Genomic DNA, 16,429 nt, shown 5'->3' with positions numbered 1-16,429 from the left:
ACCCGCCGGTGGTCCCGGGAGGTAGCGCGTGGAGCGACCCGCGATACAACTATGAGCAGCAGCACGAGGTTCCTGTTGCGGTGCCACGCTGGATTGTAGACACGCGGTCCGTTCTAGCCGAACACCGTCCTGCGGTACCCAACCCGCGCATATCAGTCTGACCGCGCGTCGCCACCTGACACGCTTTCCGACCAGCACCGGCTGGGCCAACAAGAGGCGCCGCCCGGATAGCTTCCGGACGGCACCTCACCCTGTCCTCTCGACAGAACTCCCCTACATGTCAGTTGTCGTAGACGTCCGGATCCACGCCGTGGGCCCGGATTTTCTTGTACGTGGCGTTGCGGGTCAGCAGCATGATGCCACCAATGACGGCGGCCAACATGGAGCCGAACAGAATTCCCGCCCTGGCGTGGTCGTTGTGGGGGCTGCCGGTGCCGAAGCTCAGCTCGGTCACGAGCAGGGACACCGTGAAGCCGATACCGGCCACGAACGACATGCCGAACATGTCGGTCCAGGTGTAGTCGTTGTCCTTGACCGCTGGACTGAACCGGTCCATGAGCCAGGATGCGCCGAAGATTCCCACGGGTTTACCGATCAGCAGACCGGCCACGATACCCAGCGCCACGGGATCAGTGGCTGCGGAGTTGATGCCCTCGATGCCGCCCACGGCCACGCCAGCGGATAAGAACGCGAAAATGGGGATGACCAGGCCGTTGGATAGCGGGCGGAAACGATGCTCGAGGGCCGGGGCCAGGCCCATCTCGGGGTCCTCGTGACGGATGACTCGGGGAGTGTTCTTCATGACGGGCACCATGAACCCCAGCAAGACACCGGCAATGGTGGCATGCACGCCGGCTTCGTAGACGAACCACCACGTGGCCACTCCAAAGGGCAACAGGATCACCCAGGCGGCCCAGTGCTTGGCGATGAACCAGTTGGCGTACTTGTGGGTGAGTACCCAGAGGATCCCGAGCAGCACGGCTGCGCCGCCCAGGAAGAGCACGCGCACGGAATCCGTGTACACGAACGCAATGATGATGAGCGCGATCAGATCATCGACAACGGCCAGGGTCAAGAGAAAGGTGCGCATGGCAGTGGGCAGGGCCGAGCCCACGAACGCCAGGACGGCCACGGTGCCGAGCCGCTGCACGTGATCCTGCCGGGCCACGACATGATGCTCGCGTCCCGTAACTCCAACGCCGTGCTCGAGATCGACGTGGACGGCAACGAACAATCCGACACCCGATACGGTGCGGGACGAACGAGCGGGCCCCCGCCCCGAAGAAGGGACACGAGATGACGCAGCGGACGCTGGTCGTGGGACTGGGCAACCCGGGGGACCGCTACGCGGGGACCCGGCACAACATCGGTGCCATGGTCGTGGGGGCGGTCACAACGGGCTGCGGGACATCACCAAGGCTCTGGGAACCAGGGATTACATCCGGGTTCGCGTGGGCGTGGGTCGACCCCCGGGACGCATGGATATCGACGATTATGTTCTCAAGCGATTTTCCGGCGCGCAGGCCAAAGAACTGCCGCTGCTCATCAGTGACGCCGCCGACGCCGTCGAGATGCTCAGCGAGCGGGGCTTGACCGCCGCGCAGCAGTACTTCCACCCCCGCAACCCGGCCTGACCGCCCGTCACGCGTAACGCGCCCGCCCCCCGCATCGGGGGAGCGGGCGCGTCTCTTGTGCAGCGGTGTGTGGGCGTCAGTCCAGGGTGTCCGGGTCGTGGCCGGCCGTGCGCATCGCCTTGTACTTCTTGTTGCGCGTGGCCACGAGAGTGCCACCGATCAGCGCGGCGAGCAGGGAACCGCACAGGATGCCCACCTTGGCGTGGTCGCCGTGGGGGCTGCCCTCTCCGAAGCTCAGTTCGCCCACGAGCAGGGACACCGTGAACCCGATGCCCGCGACGATCGTCATGCCGAACATGTCGAACCACGTGTAGTCCCGGTCCTTCTCCGCGGACGTGAAACGGTCCATGAGCCACGCGGCACCGAAGATGCCGATGGGCTTGCCGAGCAGTAGACCGGCCACGATGCCCAGGGCCACCGGGTCCGTGGCGGCGGAGGTCACACCGTCCCAGCCGCCCACGGCCACACCCGCCGAGAAGAACGCGAAGACGGGGATCACGAAGCCGTTGGACAGCGGACGGAAGCGGTGTTCGAGCGCGGGCGCCAACCCCATGCGCGGGTCCTCCTGACGGATGATGCGCGGCTTCTGCTTGAGCACGGGGACCATGAAGCCCAGCAGCACGCCCGCGATCGTGGCGTGGATCCCGGACTCGTAGACCAGCCACCACGTCACCACACCGATGGGCAGCAGGATGACCCACGCGGCCCAGTGCCGGGCCATGAACCACCCCATGAACTTGTGGGTGAGGAACCAGTACAGTGCCAGCAGCACCGCGGCCCCACCCAGGAACGGGAAGTTCACGCTCTCGGTGTAGACGAACGCGATGATCGCGATCGCGATGAGGTCGTCCACGACCGCCAGGGTCAACAGGAACGTGCGCATGGCCACGGGAAGGGACGAACCCACGACCGCGAGCACCGACACCGCGAAGGCGATGTCCGTGGCGGTGGGGATCGCCCAGCCGTGCAGCGCGGTGCGCTCCGAACCGGCGGCCAGGTTGACCCCCAGGAAGATCAACGCGGGAACGAGCACGCCGCCGCACGCGGCCACGACCGGCAGGATCGCTTTACGGATGTTGTGCAGTTCCCCGTCCACGAACTCGGTCTTCAACTCCAACCCCGTGAGGAAGAAGAAGATCGCGAGCAGCCCGTCTGAGGCCCATTGCCCCACGGTGTGCTGCAGCCCGGCCACACTCGGGCCCACCTCGGTGTCACGCAGCCCGAAGTAGACCTCCCCCCACGGGGAATTGGCGATCACGAGGGCCAACACCATGGCGATCAGAAGGAAGAGACCGCCGGTGGTGTCCCGGCGCAGGAAATTCGTGAAGGATCCACCGGAACCGGAGGACGTCTGCGTGTCTGTGCTCAAGACAAGGAACTCCCGTCACGTGGTTCACAGGTGAACCGCGGTTGTCGAGTAGGACGAAGGATGGCCGGGCGGGCACCGATGGTGCCCGCCCGGCCATCCTAGACCCGCGAGGCGCTCAGTTCTTGATGATCCACGCCTCGGCCTGGCGGGCCTGCAGGGTCAGGGCCTTGCCGATGTAGGGCTCGGCGGCCGCGGCGATCTTCTTGCCCACGAGCGGGATGTTGGCCTGCACCTCACCGGTGACGTCCACCGAGGTCTCGTCCTCACCCAGGGGCTTGATGGTCTGGTGCGCGGTGGCTCCCACGGGCAGACCGGCCACTTTGATCTCGGTGCGCACGGTACGGGTACCGTCCGCGGCGGGGGCGCCGTACGTGTCCACCTGGGTGAGCTTCACCCCGCCCTTGACGAACTTCTGCGCCACGTCCGGCAGCTTGTCCGAGCCCATGCTGCGCACGGTGGTCGCGGTGAACGCCGTGGAGGTGTCCCCGTTGACCTCGAAGGACTCGAACTGCGTTCCGGCCAAGGCGCTCACGTGACGGACGAAGGCCTCGTCCACGAACGTGGCCAGGACGGTGTCCACGGGGGCCTTGATGGTGGTGGAAGCGTTGACGGACATGATGCTCCTCAGGGTCGTCGCCGAATCGTCGGTTTCCGCGCGCCATGGGACACGGTGCGCGGGCTGCCCTCATCCTAGTCATCGGTCCCGCGACCGCGGCCTCCCGGATGCGCCGCGCAAGCCGGGAAACCGGCACAATGGACTGTGTGAACACGCATCCCGCCTCCGCTCCCGTCCTGCTCGCGTGCGCCCACGGGACCCGCGACGAGCGGGGACAACGCGCCGTCGCCGCCCTGGTCGAGCAGGTGCGTGCGGCCCTTCCCGAGGTGGACGTGGTGGACACGTGGGTGGACGTCCAGGAACCCGACCTGGTGGCGCGCACCCGGGAACACGCCGAGCACCCCGCGGTGGTCGTGCCGCTGTTGCTCTCCGCCGGGTACCACGTGTTCGTGGACATGGCCCGGGCCGTCCAGTCCTCACCACAGCACGTCGTGGCCGCGGCGCTGGGCCCCGACCGGCGCCTGGCGGGCGTGATGGCCCGGCGGCTCACCGAGGCGCTCGACGCCGCGGGCGCACCCGGTCTCGCACAGGCCGATCGCGTGCTCATGGTCGCGGCGGGATCCTCCGATCCCCGTTCGCGGGACGATTGCGAGCTCATGGCCCGATACCTCGGCGATGCACTGGGCGCGCCCGTGACGGCCGCCTACCTCTCAGCGGCGCAGCCCTCGGTTCCCGATGCCGTGGCCGCCGCGCGCGCGGAACTCGGTCAACACTCCGAACGGCCCGGCTCCCACGGTCGAGCATCGCGCCCGTACGCAGCGCAGAGCTCGGGAACCACGCCAGCCGATGCCGGGCGCGTGCTGCTCGTCCCGTACCTCCTGGCGCCGGGCTTCTTCCACGGTCGCGTCCTCACGGCCGGCGGCGACGTCGTGGCCGAGCCGCTACTCGTCCACCCCGGATCGGTGCCCCCGGAACTCATGGAGCTCACTGTGGAGCACTACCGCGAGGCGGCCTCCCGCGCGTGATCGCACACGGCCTTGACCATGGCCCCCAGGCGGAACCGCTCGGGCACCACGGCGTTCGTGATACCCGCTTCCTCGAGCGGTTGTACACACACCGGCCCGATCGCCACCGCGGTGCACCGGCCCTCGCGTAATGCGCCCACCAACTCGTCGTACGCGCCCACCGAGCGAGCGGCGTCGAACAGCGCGTCCACGGCGGGCGCGGCGGTGAACGTGACGTAATCGATCTCCCCGGCCACGACGTCGCGCACGAGCCCGGCCAGTCGGGAACCCTCGTCCGCGGACTCCCACTGATAGGGCGCCACCACGCGCACCGCGATCCCACCCGCGCGCAACCGCTCGAGCTGCTCCTCGTCCGTGGTGCCGTGCACCTGCACAGTCACGGTCGCGGGGCGCTGCGCCGCGGGATCCCCCGCGAGCACGCGGTCCACGAGCTCCGCGGTGCGCCCGGACGCACCCGTGTACGCGCACGTCACGCCCTTGGCCTGCAACTGCCCCCGGGCCTTCGCTCCGCGTGCCATGACGACGACGCCGCGCAGCGTCTTCAGCAGCTCGTCACCCAGCCCTTCCTGCTCGGCCACGCGCAGCCACCGGTCGAAGCCGTAGCCCGTCGTGACGAGCACGGCGTCCGGGGGAGTCGCGATCGTCTCGCGCACGGTGGCGAACACGGCGTCGTCCTCGTCCACCGGGGCGAGCTTGAGCGCGGGCGCGTGGAGCACACGTGCCCCGTGGCGTTCGAACGCCCCGCCCTGCTCGGCGGCGCGGCGATGCGCGGTCACGGCCACGGTCAGTCCGGTCAGGGCGGGGTGCTCAGCTGTTGTCATGTCTCCAGGGTACGAGCGGGCCGCCCGGTACGAGTCCGGCCGTGGGAACGGGTGTCGGGTCCGCGCGCTCGCGTACGGGGCTGACCTCGCGTGAGTCCGGCCGACCCGGTGCACTTCTTGCGAGGGCATGGTCCGGACGGGGCGCTCGCGGGGGATCGTGTCCGACGTCCCGAGTAGGCTGTAGCGCGTTCCGTCGCGCCCGTCATGGGCGCGGGACCACAGGTCCCGATCACCGCACCCACTAGGAGTCAGCCACCCATGTCCCTGACCGGTCTGCTCACCGCGCTCTCCGAGGACCGCAGCTTCGCGAACATCCGCGCGCAGGCCGCCCGGCCGCTCACGGAACGCTCCGCCGAGACGATCATCAGCGCGACCGACGGCTTGCGCGCGCCGGTGCTCGCGCAGATCGCGCGGGGGCTCGCGGACGGGGCCGGGGCAGCGTCGTCGTCCGACGGGGCCAAGGGCGGTTCCGCGGGGTCCACCCCGATCCTGCTTGCCGTGACCGCCACGGGACGTGAGGCCGAGGAACTGCAGTCGGGGCTCGCGTCCTACGTGCCCGCCGAGCAGATCGCGAACTTCCCGTCCTGGGAGACCCTGCCGCACGAACGACTCTCGCCGCGCTCGGACACCGTGGGTCAGCGATTGAGCGTGCTGCGGCGCCTGGACCACGCGCAGGACGGGGAACAGCCGCTGCGCGTGGTCGTGGCGCCGGTGCGTTCGGTGCTGCAGCCCGTGGTCGCCGGGCTGGGTGCCATGAAACCGGTGACGCTGCGCACGGGCCAGGAGTACGACTTCCAGCAGCTCGTGACAAGTCTTGCCGGGGTAGCGTATTCGCGCGTGGACATGGTGACCCGCCGCGGTGAGTTCGCGGTGCGCGGTGGCATCATCGACGTCTTCCCGCCCACCGAGGACCACCCGGTGCGCGCGGAGTTCTTCGGGGACGAGCTCGACGAGATGCGGTGGTTCGCGGTCGCGGACCAGCGCACGCTGACCGATGCCGAACACCCGTCCGTGATCGTGGCGCCGCCGTGCCGCGAACTACTCATCACCCCGTCGGTGCAGTCGCGCGCCGCCAAGCTCAAGGAACAGCTGCCGGGCGGGCGCGAGATCCTGGAGCGTATTGCTGGCGGGCAGTACGTGGAGGGCATGGAATCGCTCGCGCCACTGCTCGCGGACGAGATGGTCCAGCTCATGTCCCTGCTGCCCGAAGGCTCCATGACCGTGGTGCTCGAACCCGAGAAGGTCCGGGCCCGCGCGCACGACCTCGTGGCCACCAACCAGGAGTTCCTCACGGCCGCGTGGGAGTCCGCCTCGGGCGGCAACGACGCCCCGCTGGACCTGCACGCCGCGCTCGACGCCGACGACGGCGCGTCCCGCACGCTCGCCGCCGGGTCCTTCCACACAGTGGGGGAGGTCCGGGAACTCGCGCTCGACCGGTCGGTGGGGTGGTGGTCCGTCACGGGGCTCAACGTCAACGCCGTGACGACCTCCCAGATCGACGCCGACACCGCGGACGAGGAGGTCCGGCTCGCGGACACCGACGCCGACACCCTGACCGTCACGGCGCGCGAACCCACCCGGTTCTCGGGGGACGTGGAGGCCATGCTGCGCTTCCTGGGGGAGCGCGTGCACGACGACTGGCGGGTCGTGCTCGTCACGGACGGCCCCGGACCGCTGCAGCGGCTGAGCGAGCTGCTGCACGGGGCGGAGATCCCCGCCGCCCGGTGCGACAGCCTCACGGAGGTGCCCCGGGCCGGTCTCGTGGAACTGACCACGGCCCGCGCCGGACGCGGGTTCGTCATCGAGGCCACGCGCACCGCCCTGTTGACCGAGGCGGACGTGCTCGGGCGTTCCACCGCCTACGACAACCGGGCCCAGCGCAAACTGCCGCAGCGGCGCAAGCGCAACCAGGTGGACCCCCTGGCCCTGCAGAAGGGCGACTACGTGGTGCACGAGCAGCACGGGATCGGGCAGTTCATCGAACTCGTGCAGCGACCGATCGCCGGGGCCATGACTGCCCCGGGTCAACCCAAGCCCGTGCGCGAGTACCTCGTGCTCGAGTACGCGCCGTCCAAGCGCAACGGTCCCCGGGACCGGTTGTTCGTGCCCACGGAGCAGCTCGACCAGGTGAGCACGTACGTGGGCGGGGAAGCGCCGTCGTTGTCCAAGATGGGTGGCGCGGACTGGAACAAGACCAAGCGCAGCGCCAAGAAGGCCGTCAAGGAGATCGCCAACGAGCTGATCCGGCTGTACTCGGCGCGCATGGCGTCCAAGGGGTACGCGTTCGGCCCGGACACCCCGTGGCAGCGCGAACTCGAACAGGCCTTCCCGTACGTGGAGACCCCGGATCAGCTCACCACGATCGACGAGGTCAAGGCGGACATGGAACGGCCCATCCCCATGGACCGGTTGATCTCCGGGGACGTGGGCTACGGCAAGACCGAGGTCGCGGTGCGCGCGGCGTTCAAGGCCGTGCAGGACGGCAAACAGGTGGCCGTGCTCGTGCCCACCACGCTGCTCGCCCAGCAGCACACCGAGACCTTCGCCGAACGCTTCTCGGGCTTCCCGGTGCGCCTGGCCACGCTGTCCCGGTTCCAGAGCGCCAAGGAGTCCAAGGCCACGCTCGAGGGACTGCGCTCCGGCGCGATCGACGTCGTCATCGGGACCCACCGACTGCTCTCCAAGGAGACCCAGTTCAAGAACCTGGGCCTGGTGATCATCGACGAGGAACAGCGTTTCGGCGTGGAGCACAAGGAGAAGCTCAAGGCCATGCGCACGGACGTGGACGTCCTGGCCATGTCCGCGACCCCCATCCCGCGCACGCTGGAGATGTCCATGACGGGCATCCGTGAGACCTCCACGCTCGCGACCCCGCCCGAGGAACGCCACCCCGTGCTCACGTACGCGGGGCCCTACACGGACAAGCAGGTCTCCGCGGCCATCCGGCGTGAGCTCATGCGCGAGGGCCAGGTGTTTTTCATCCACAACCGTGTCTCCTCGATCGAGGCGCAGGCCAAAGCGCTCGCCGAACTCGTTCCCGAGGCGCGGATCGCGGTGGCCCACGGGCAGATGAGCGAGTCGCGCCTGGAGCAGATCATCGTGGACTTCTGGGAGAAGAAGTTCGACGTCCTGGTGTGCACCACCATCGTGGAAACGGGCCTGGACATCGCCAACGCCAACACGCTGATCGTGGACCACGCGGACCGCTACGGGCTGTCGCAGCTGCACCAGTTGCGCGGTCGCGTGGGCCGTGGGCGTGAACGTGCCTACGCCTATTTCCTGTACCCCACGGAGAAACCCCTCAGCGAGACGGCACTGGAACGGCTCAAGGCCGTGGCCGCCCACAACGAGCTCGGCTCGGGTCTGCAATTGGCCATGAAGGACCTCGAGATCCGCGGTGCGGGCAACCTGCTGGGCGGGGAACAGTCCGGACACATCGCGGGCGTGGGCTTCGACATGTACCTGCGGCTCGTGGGGGAGGCCGTGGCCGAGTACCGCGGCGACCAGGACACGGGTCCCGCCGAGATGAAGATCGAGCTGCCCGTCAACGCCCACCTCCCGCACGACTACGTGCCCGGTGAGCGCTTGCGGCTCGAGGCGTACCGCACGATCGCGAACGCCGCCACGGAAGAAGCCGTCGCGGAGGCCGGCGAGGAACTCAAGGACCGTTACGGCCCGCTACCCACCCCGGTGAAGAACCTGCTCGACGTCGCCCGGTTGCGGATCAGGGCGCGCGCCGCGGGTCTCACGGACGTGGCCACCCAGGGCACCATGATCCGGTTCTCGCCGGCCGAGCTCACCGAGTCCCGCGAGATGCGCCTGACCCGGATGTACCCGGGCGCGCAGGTGAAGTCGGTCCCGGGGGCGGACACCCGCATGGCGCTGATCCCCAAACCCAAGACCGCGCGGATCGGGGGCAAGGACCTCGTGGACGGGGAGATCCTCGCATGGGCACGGGAGGTGCTGGACGCGATCTTCCCTCCGCTGCAGCAAGCCCCGGAGGGCGGAGGGCAGTAGACCCCGCTGGGGTGGGCGGTGCCGGGCAGGCCACGACCGCTGTGGAGTGGCCGGTCTCAGGACGTGCCGTCACCGTCGTGGAGGAGGCTGCTCCGGACGGGCTGGCTCGCGAGGTGAGCGGGCCAGCCGCCCGACCGATTCGCTCCGGGCCTTCGCGAGGCCCAGGACCCACAACGCGAACAGCCCCGGTCGTTCGACCGGGGCTGTTCACAAGGGTGGTGCGTCAGTGGCTCACGTTGTCCTGGCGCTGACCCGCGCCGATGGGCTGGCGGGCCATCTCGGAGGAGTCGCGCGGGAGGTCCAGGGTGACCTCTTTGCCACCGGTGGAGTGCTTGGCGGTGCTTCCGTTGAGGATCGTGGTGGGGACCATGAGGGCCAGACCGTAGGCCAGGATCCCGAGCAGGAACAACAACCAGCTGTCCGGGTAGGACGCGAAGAGGTAAAGGCTCACCAGGATGGTGATGAAACCGCCGCCGAAGAGGATGGCGTTCTTCACGACGTCGTCCTGGCCAGAGTATTGCGGCTTGCGGCGGGACGCGGAATCGTGGTCGGAGCGGGCGGCCCGGTGGTCCTCGGTCACCGCGTGGCTGCCATCCTCCACCGTGCGCCCAGCGGAGTACTGATCGCTCGTGTGTGTTTCGGCTCTTCTGACCATGAGTTCACCCTTTCAGACCGCCGCGGCGGGCCCATTACGTTCCTGCGCCCAGTCTAGTGCCTGGGACCGGAACTTGCCGACATTCCGTCGATATCGAGCACCCGAACCGGCGCGCGTTCTCACAACTTTGCGACGACGTCCGCGAGCAGCCGGGAGATCCGGGGGCCGGCGGCCTGGCCGGCCTCGAGCACTTCCTCGTGGGACAGTGGCTCGTCGCTGATCCCCGCCGCGAGATTGGTCACGAGAGACATCCCCAGCACCTCGAGGCCGGCGTGGCGCGCGGCAATCGCCTCGAGCGCCGTGGACATGCCCACGAGGTCCGCCCCGAGCACCTTGGCCATCCGAACCTCCGCCGGCGTCTCGTAGTGCGGTCCGGTGAACTGGGCGTAAACGCCCTCGTCGAGTCCGGGGTCCACCTGGTGGGCGATGTCCCGCATCCGCCGAGAATAAAGGTCGGTGAGGTCCACGAAGGTGGCGCCCTCGAGCGGGGAGTGGGCGGTGAGGTTGATGTGATCGCGGATCAACACGGGGGTCCCGGGCCCCCATGCGGGGTTCAGTCCGCCGCATCCGTTCGTCAGGATCATGATCTCGGCTCCGGCCGCGGCGGCCGTGCGCACGCCGTGGGCCACGGCCCGCACACCCTTGCCCTCGTAGAAGTGGGTGCGCGCCCCGATCACCAGGGCGTGATCCCCGTTCGTGAGCCGGATGGAACGCAGGGTGCCGCCGTGGCCCTGCAGGGCGGGGGCGGAGAAGCCGGGGATCTCGGTCGCGGGGATCTCGTGTTCGGTCTCACCGATGAGGTCCGCGGCACCGCCCCACCCGGAGCCCAGGGTCAGGGCGATCCGGTGCCTCTGCACGCCGGTGCGCTCACGCAGGACGTCCGCGGCGCGGCGGGCGAGGTCGAAGGGATCCGTGCAAGCCGTTGCGTTCTCAGTCACGGGCACCACTCTAAGCCGCGATCCACCGCTCGGACGTGAAAGGCCCGGGCAAGGGTCCTGCCGGCAAGGGGTCGTCCTCAATGATCGGCGGGAGGTGCGCCCCGCACCACGTGGCCATTGAGCGGAGGGGCCGGATCGGACGCGGGCGGGCGCTGCCGGCGGAGTGAGGCCGTGAGAACCACCCCGACGACCAGGACGACGACGAGGACGACGAAAAGCACGAAGCCCAGAACGACAACGAGAGCGACGGTGGACATGTCTCCTCCTACGACGTGTGTTCGCTGACTCGGCCCCTCGTAACCGGCCCGCGGAAGAGCCGGACCACCATCATGGGCGGTAGCACCCGGGGTAAATGCTGCAACAATGGGGACCGTGAGTGTGCAGACTGAATTTGCGAATCCGAAGCTCGTGATCATCGGCGGCGGCCCCGGTGGTTACGAGGCCGCACTGGTCGCCGCGTCCCTCGGTGCGGAGGTCACCGTGATCGAGGAGCAGGGCATGGGCGGTTCCGCCGTGCTCACGGACGTGGTCCCTTCCAAGACCCTGATCGCGTCCGCGGACACCATGAACCGGTTCGCGGACGCCAAGGACCTGGGCGTGCACGTGGGGGACGGTCAGGATGCGAGCGAGGAGTTGAACAACCTCCGCGTGGACCTGGACACCGTCAACGTGCGCCTGCTGCGCCTCGCCGCCACGCAGTCCCGTGACATCAAGCGCGGCCTGGAGCGCGTGGGCGTGCGCGTGGTGCAGGGCCGCGGCCGCCTGGCCGATCAGCACACCGTGGTGGTCAGCCCCTCCGACGACGACGCCGAGTACGAACTCCACGCAGACGTCGTCCTGCTCGCCGTGGGCTCGCACCCCCGGGAGATGGACACCGCCAAGCCTGACGGCGAGCGGATCTTCAACTGGAAGCAGATCTACCAGCTCACCGAGATCCCCGAGAAGCTGATCGTGGTGGGTTCGGGTGTCACCGGCGCCGAGTTCGCCTCCGCGTACAACGGCCTGGGCTCGGAGGTCACCCTGATCTCGTCCCGCGACCAGGTGCTGCCCGGTTCCGACACCGATGCCGCCCAGGTGCTCGAGAACGTCTTCGAGCGCCGCGGTCTGCGCGTGCTGTCCCGCTCCCGCGCCGACTCCGTGGAGAACACCGGGGACGGCGTGCGCGTGACGCTCTCTGACGGGCGCAAGGTGCGCGGTTCGCACTGCCTGCTGGCCGTGGGCTCAATCCCGAACACCGCGGACATGGGTCTCGAGGAGGCCGGGGTCGCCATGGACGAGCGCGGTCACATCAAGGTGGACTCGGTCTCCCGCACGTCGGTCCCCGGGATCTACGCCGCGGGTGACTGCACGGGCGTGCTGCCCCTGGCCTCCGTGGCCGCCATGCAGGGCCGGATCGCCGTGGCCCACATCCTGGGTGACACCGTGCACCCGCTGCACACTGGCGAGGTCGCGTCCAACATCTTCACGTCCCCGGAGATCGCTTCCGTGGGCATTTCCCAGTCGGACGTCGAGGCGGATCCCACGATGTTCACCGGCATGACCATGAAGCTGTCCACCAACCCGCGCGCCAAGATGATGGCCGTGGACGACGGTTTCGTGAAGATCTTCGCCCGCCGCGGCAGCGGGACGGTCATGGGCGGCGTGGTCGTGGGACCGCGCGCCTCCGAGCTGATCTTCCCGATCGCGCTCGCGGTGACCCACCGCCTGGGCGTGGACGACCTCTCCGACACGTTCGCGGTCTACCCGTCCCTGTCCGGCACGATCGCCGAGGCCGCGCGCCGCTTGCACGTCCACCGCTGATCGCCCCGCTCGGGCGAGCACCGCTCGTTCCGGCGGGCACGGTTCGCACCCGGGGTACGACGACGCCGCGGTGACCTTCATACGGGAGGTCACCGCGGCGTCGTCGTCCGTGGAAGGGGGAAAGCCTACTTGGCGGCCTTGGTGCCCACGGTGTACATGTTCACGTGCCGGGTCTCGGGGGAGAGCCACAGCGCGATGAGCGTAATGACGGCAGCGAAGGACAGGTACAGGCCCACCGAGCCCACGCCGAAGCGCGCGTTGAGCAGCACCGCGATGTACGGGGTGATGGCCGCGCCCAGGATGGACGCGACGTTGTACGCGATGCCCGACCCCGTGTAGCGCACGTTCGTGGGGAACAGCTCGGGCAGGATCGCGGACATGGAACCGAACGTCAGGCCCATGAGGGTCATGCCGATCGTGAGGAAGACCAGCACGCGCAGCAGGGACGCGTCCGCGCCCGTGCCCACGAGGTCGGGGTTCATGATCAGGGCGAAGCTCAGGCCGAACAGCAGGATCAGACTCGTGACCACGAGCTGCGAGGAGCGGCGGCCGTAGCGGTCCGCGAGCCAGCCCGAGACGGGGACCATGGCGGCGAACAGCAGCACGGCGAGCAACTGCAGGATCAGGAACGTGCGGTACTCGATGCCCAGGCCACCGGTCTCCGGCTTGCCGATTCCGTAGGACAGCACCCACGCGGTCATCAGGTAGAACAGAACGTACGTGGCGAGCATGATGAACGTGCCCTGGATGATCTGCACCCACGAAGTCTTGAAGACCTCGGCCACGGGGGCCTTGACCTTCTCACCCTGCTGTTCCGCGCGCTGGAACACCGGGGTCTCCTCGAGCTTGATCCGCACCCACAGGCCCAGCAGGACCATGACCACGGACGCGAGGAACGGGATCCGCCAGCCCCACACCAGGAACGGGTGGCCCGTGCCCAGGTGGTGACCCGCGGTGCCGAACTGCATGACCACGGTCAGCAGCAGGAAGAAGCCGTTGGCCAGGATGAACCCGAACGGCGCGCCGAGTTGCGGCCACATTGCGGCGCGGGCCCGTTTGCCCTCCTCCGCGTACTCGGTCGCGAGCAGGGAGGCACCGGACCATTCGCCGCCCAGTCCCAGGCCCTGACAGAAGCGCAGGATCGTGAGGATCAGGGGAGCCCAGATGCCGATCTGGTAGAACGTGGGCAACAGGCCGATCAGGAACGTGGCGATACCCATGGTCAGCAGTGCGCCGATCAGGGTGGCCTTACGCCCGATCCGGTCCCCGTAATGACCGAAGATCACGGAGCCGATGGGCCGGCCGAAGAACGCGGCGGCGAACGTGGCCATGGAGGCCAGCAGCTTGGCGGTGTCGTTCTCGCCCGTGAAGAACAGGGCGGGGAACACGGCCACCGCAGCGGTCGCGTACACGTAGAAGTCGTAGAACTCGATCGTGGTTCCCGCGAGGGACGCCAGGATCACGCGGCTGCGGGGCACACGTGATTGCTCCGCGGGGGATCCCGGATCCACGGTGGACACGGTGGAAGACATGAAGAACCTCACAGGGACTCAGGGGCGAAATGCCTTCAAGATAAGACCGGCCATACCGCATGGTGAATTCTGGCGTCCACATTCTGAGATGAAACCTCGACGTCGCTCAGTTCGTGTGCTGGGCCGGTCTCGTCGTTGAGCGGGTGCGGAGCGGCCCCGGTCCTGTTCCGAACCGGGGCCGCTACGACGGATTGGTGGGGGCTCCGGGGCGATGCCCCGGCCCCGTAAGGCGATGCGCCGGGGCGTCAGCCCGTGATGGAGGCCAGCACGGTGCCGGCGGAGACGGTGTCCCCCTCGGACACGTCCAGGTCCTTGATCACACCGGACTTGTGGGCGGTGAGCGGCTGCTCCATCTTCATGGCTTCGAGCACCACGATCAGGTCCCCCTCGGAGACCTCGTCCCCGTTGGCCACGGCGATCTTCACGATCGTGCCCTGCATGGGTGAGGAGAGGGAATCCCCCGAGGCTCCGCGGGCCGCCGTGCCGCGTCCGCTGCGCTGCTTACGTGCCTTGGGCTGGGCCGCGTCCGGGCGGGCCGCACCTCCCAGCCGCGGCATGGTCACCTCGAGGCGCTTACCGCCCACCTCCACGACGACACTCTGCCGTTCGGGTTCGTCCGCCGAGGGTTCGGGTGCCACGGTGAAGGGCTCGATCCGGTTGTCGAACTCCGTCTCGATCCACCGGGTGTGCACGGTGAAGGGAGTGTCGTCCGGGGTTGCGAACGCGGGATCGCTCACCACGGCCCGGTGAAACGGGACGACAGTGGGCATGCCCTCGATCGTCAGTTCCTGCAGGGCCCGGCGGGACCGTTCGAGGGCCTGCGTGCGGGTCGCACCGGTCACCACGAGCTTGGCGAGCATCGAGTCGAAGTTCCCGCCCACGGTCTCGCCGGCCTCCACGCCGGAGTCCACGCGCACGCCCGGCCCGGAGGGCACGGTGAACGTGGTGAGCGTGCCGGGGGAGGGCATGAAGTTGCGGCCGGCGTCCTCGCCGTTGATCCGGAACTCGAAGCTGTGTCCGCGGATCTCGGGGTCGTCGTAGCCGAGAGCCTCACCGCGGGCGATGCGAAACTGCTCCCGCACCAGGTCCAGTCCCGAGACCTCCTCCGACACGGGGTGCTCCACTTGTAGGCGCGTATTGACCTCCAGGAAGGAGATCGTCCCGTCCTGGCCCACGAGGAACTCGCACGTCCCCGCGCCCTGGTACTGCGCTTCCTTGAGGATGGCCTTGGAGGACTCGTAGAGCCGCTCGATCTGCTCGTCCGACAGGAACGGCGCGGGCGCCTCCTCCACGAGCTTCTGGTTGCGACGCTGCAGCGAGCAGTCGCGCGTGGAGACCACGACGACGCTGCCGAACTGGTCCGCGAGGCACTGGGTCTCCACGTGGCGGGGCACGTCCAGGAACCGTTCCACGAAGCACTCACCGCGGCCGAACGCTGCGGTGGCCTCGCGGACGGCCGATTCGTAGAGCTCGGGGATCGCGTCGCGCTCACGCACCACCTTGATGCCGCGACCGCCACCGCCGAAGGCGGCCTTGATCGCGATCGGCAGGCCGTGTTCGTCCGCGAAGTCCAGGACCTCCTGGGCCGAGGACACGGGATCGGCGGTGCCGGGGACCTGCGGGGCCTTGACCTTCTCGGCGATGTGGCGGGCCGCGACCTTGTCACCGAGCTGAGCGATCGCCGCCGGGGGAGGGCCGATCCACGTGAGACCCGCCGCGATCACCGCGGAGGCGAATTCCGCGTTCTCGGACAGGAACCCGTAACCGGGGTGGACGGAGTCGGCACCGGCGCGGCGGGCGGCGTCGAGGATCTTGTCGATCCGGAGGTAGGAGTCCGCGGCGGTCGTCCCGCCCAGGGAGTACGCCTCGTCCGCCATACGCACGTGCAGGGCATCCCGGTCCGGGTCCGCGTAGACGGCCACGGAGGCGATGCCCTCGTCGCGCGCGGCGCGGATCACGCGCACCGCGATCTCCCCTCGGTTGGCCACGAGGACCTTGGTGACGGGGCGGGTTGCGGTGGCGGCCTCTTGCTGCCGCGAGGTGGTTGTCACGTGATAGCTCCTTGTCGACTCTCTGCCGAAA

Annotated in this window: 12 protein-coding genes and 2 pseudogenes; 5 read left to right on the top strand and 9 right to left on the bottom strand. The window is 68.8% G+C overall.

Annotated features, from left to right (window positions below; genetic code table 11):
* Positions 1–280: 280 nt before the first annotated feature.
* Positions 281–1,168, bottom strand: coding sequence for a Na+/H+ antiporter NhaA (locus tag AS25_RS06580; protein WP_253270499.1), 888 nt, complete (start codon positions 1,166–1,168; stop codon positions 281–283).
* Between the two features lie 128 nt (positions 1,169–1,296).
* Here AS25_RS06580 and AS25_RS15615 point away from each other — a divergent pair.
* Positions 1,297–1,362: pseudogene (locus AS25_RS15615) on the top strand (aminoacyl-tRNA hydrolase); the annotation flags it as partial.
* Between the two features lie 14 nt (positions 1,363–1,376).
* Positions 1,377–1,634 (top strand): annotated as a pseudogene (locus AS25_RS06575) (aminoacyl-tRNA hydrolase); the annotation flags it as partial.
* Between the two features lie 76 nt (positions 1,635–1,710).
* Here AS25_RS06575 and nhaA read toward each other — a convergent pair.
* Both nhaA and AS25_RS06565 read right to left on the bottom strand, forming a co-directional pair.
* Positions 1,711–3,003 carry a Na+/H+ antiporter NhaA gene (nhaA, locus tag AS25_RS06570; protein ID WP_035963633.1) on the bottom strand — a complete coding sequence of 431 codons (1,293 nt, stop codon included), beginning with the start codon at positions 3,001–3,003 and terminating at the stop codon, positions 1,711–1,713.
* Between the two features lie 115 nt (positions 3,004–3,118).
* On the bottom strand, positions 3,119–3,619 hold the full coding sequence (locus AS25_RS06565; protein ID WP_035963632.1) for a DUF2505 domain-containing protein: 501 nt from the start codon (positions 3,617–3,619) through the stop codon (positions 3,119–3,121).
* 137 nt (positions 3,620–3,756) lie between these two features.
* Here AS25_RS06565 and AS25_RS06560 point away from each other — a divergent pair, with 137 nt between their 5' ends.
* On the top strand, positions 3,757–4,584 hold the full coding sequence (locus AS25_RS06560) for a sirohydrochlorin chelatase (RefSeq protein ID WP_035963631.1): 828 nt from the start codon (positions 3,757–3,759) through the stop codon (positions 4,582–4,584).
* Here AS25_RS06560 and AS25_RS06555 read toward each other — a convergent pair.
* The gene (locus tag AS25_RS06555) at positions 4,557–5,405 is read right to left on the bottom strand and encodes a uroporphyrinogen-III synthase (RefSeq protein ID WP_035963630.1); all 849 of its coding nucleotides are present in this window, start codon (positions 5,403–5,405) and stop codon (positions 4,557–4,559) included. The two genes, AS25_RS06560 and AS25_RS06555, sit on opposite strands and share 28 nt — an antisense overlap.
* 258 nt (positions 5,406–5,663) lie before the next feature.
* On the opposite strand from AS25_RS06555, the gene mfd reads away from it, so the two are divergent.
* Positions 5,664–9,422: a transcription-repair coupling factor gene (gene mfd, locus AS25_RS06550; RefSeq protein WP_035963629.1), complete on the top strand. Its 3,759-nt coding sequence runs from the start codon at positions 5,664–5,666 to the stop codon at positions 9,420–9,422.
* A gap of 223 nt (positions 9,423–9,645) precedes the next feature.
* Here the strand turns inward: mfd and AS25_RS06545 are convergent, their stop codons facing one another.
* The 3 genes from AS25_RS06545 to AS25_RS06535 all read right to left on the bottom strand — a co-directional run bounded on the left by AS25_RS06545 (position 9,646) and on the right by AS25_RS06535 (position 11,272).
* The gene (locus tag AS25_RS06545; RefSeq protein WP_253270498.1) at positions 9,646–10,002 is read right to left on the bottom strand and encodes a hypothetical protein; all 357 of its coding nucleotides are present in this window, start codon (positions 10,000–10,002) and stop codon (positions 9,646–9,648) included.
* 194 nt (positions 10,003–10,196) lie between these two features.
* A complete protein-coding gene (locus AS25_RS06540) occupies positions 10,197–11,015 on the bottom strand; it encodes a purine-nucleoside phosphorylase (protein WP_035963914.1) in 819 nt (272 codons plus the stop codon).
* Positions 11,016–11,092: 77 nt separating this feature from the next.
* Positions 11,093–11,272, bottom strand: coding sequence for a hypothetical protein (locus tag AS25_RS06535; RefSeq protein ID WP_035963625.1), 180 nt, complete (start codon positions 11,270–11,272; stop codon positions 11,093–11,095).
* A gap of 106 nt (positions 11,273–11,378) precedes the next feature.
* Here AS25_RS06535 and AS25_RS06530 point away from each other — a divergent pair, with 106 nt between their 5' ends.
* Positions 11,379–12,815 carry an NAD(P)H-quinone dehydrogenase gene (locus AS25_RS06530; RefSeq protein ID WP_035963623.1) on the top strand — a complete coding sequence of 479 codons (1,437 nt, stop codon included), beginning with the start codon at positions 11,379–11,381 and terminating at the stop codon, positions 12,813–12,815.
* 125 nt (positions 12,816–12,940) lie between these two features.
* On the opposite strand, the gene AS25_RS06525 is transcribed toward AS25_RS06530, so the two are convergent.
* Both AS25_RS06525 and AS25_RS06520 read right to left on the bottom strand, forming a co-directional pair.
* Positions 12,941–14,347: an MFS transporter gene (locus tag AS25_RS06525; RefSeq protein ID WP_035963913.1), complete on the bottom strand. Its 1,407-nt coding sequence runs from the start codon at positions 14,345–14,347 to the stop codon at positions 12,941–12,943.
* A gap of 245 nt (positions 14,348–14,592) precedes the next feature.
* On the bottom strand, positions 14,593–16,398 hold the full coding sequence (locus tag AS25_RS06520; RefSeq protein WP_035963621.1) for an acetyl/propionyl/methylcrotonyl-CoA carboxylase subunit alpha: 1,806 nt from the start codon (positions 16,396–16,398) through the stop codon (positions 14,593–14,595).
* Positions 16,399–16,429 lie beyond the last annotated feature (31 nt).

This window comes from Kocuria marina, from assembly GCF_000786655.1.
In the GTDB taxonomy this organism is placed as follows: domain Bacteria; phylum Actinomycetota; class Actinomycetes; order Actinomycetales; family Micrococcaceae; genus Kocuria; species Kocuria marina_A.
This window is presented reverse-complemented; position numbering and strand designations above follow the sequence as displayed.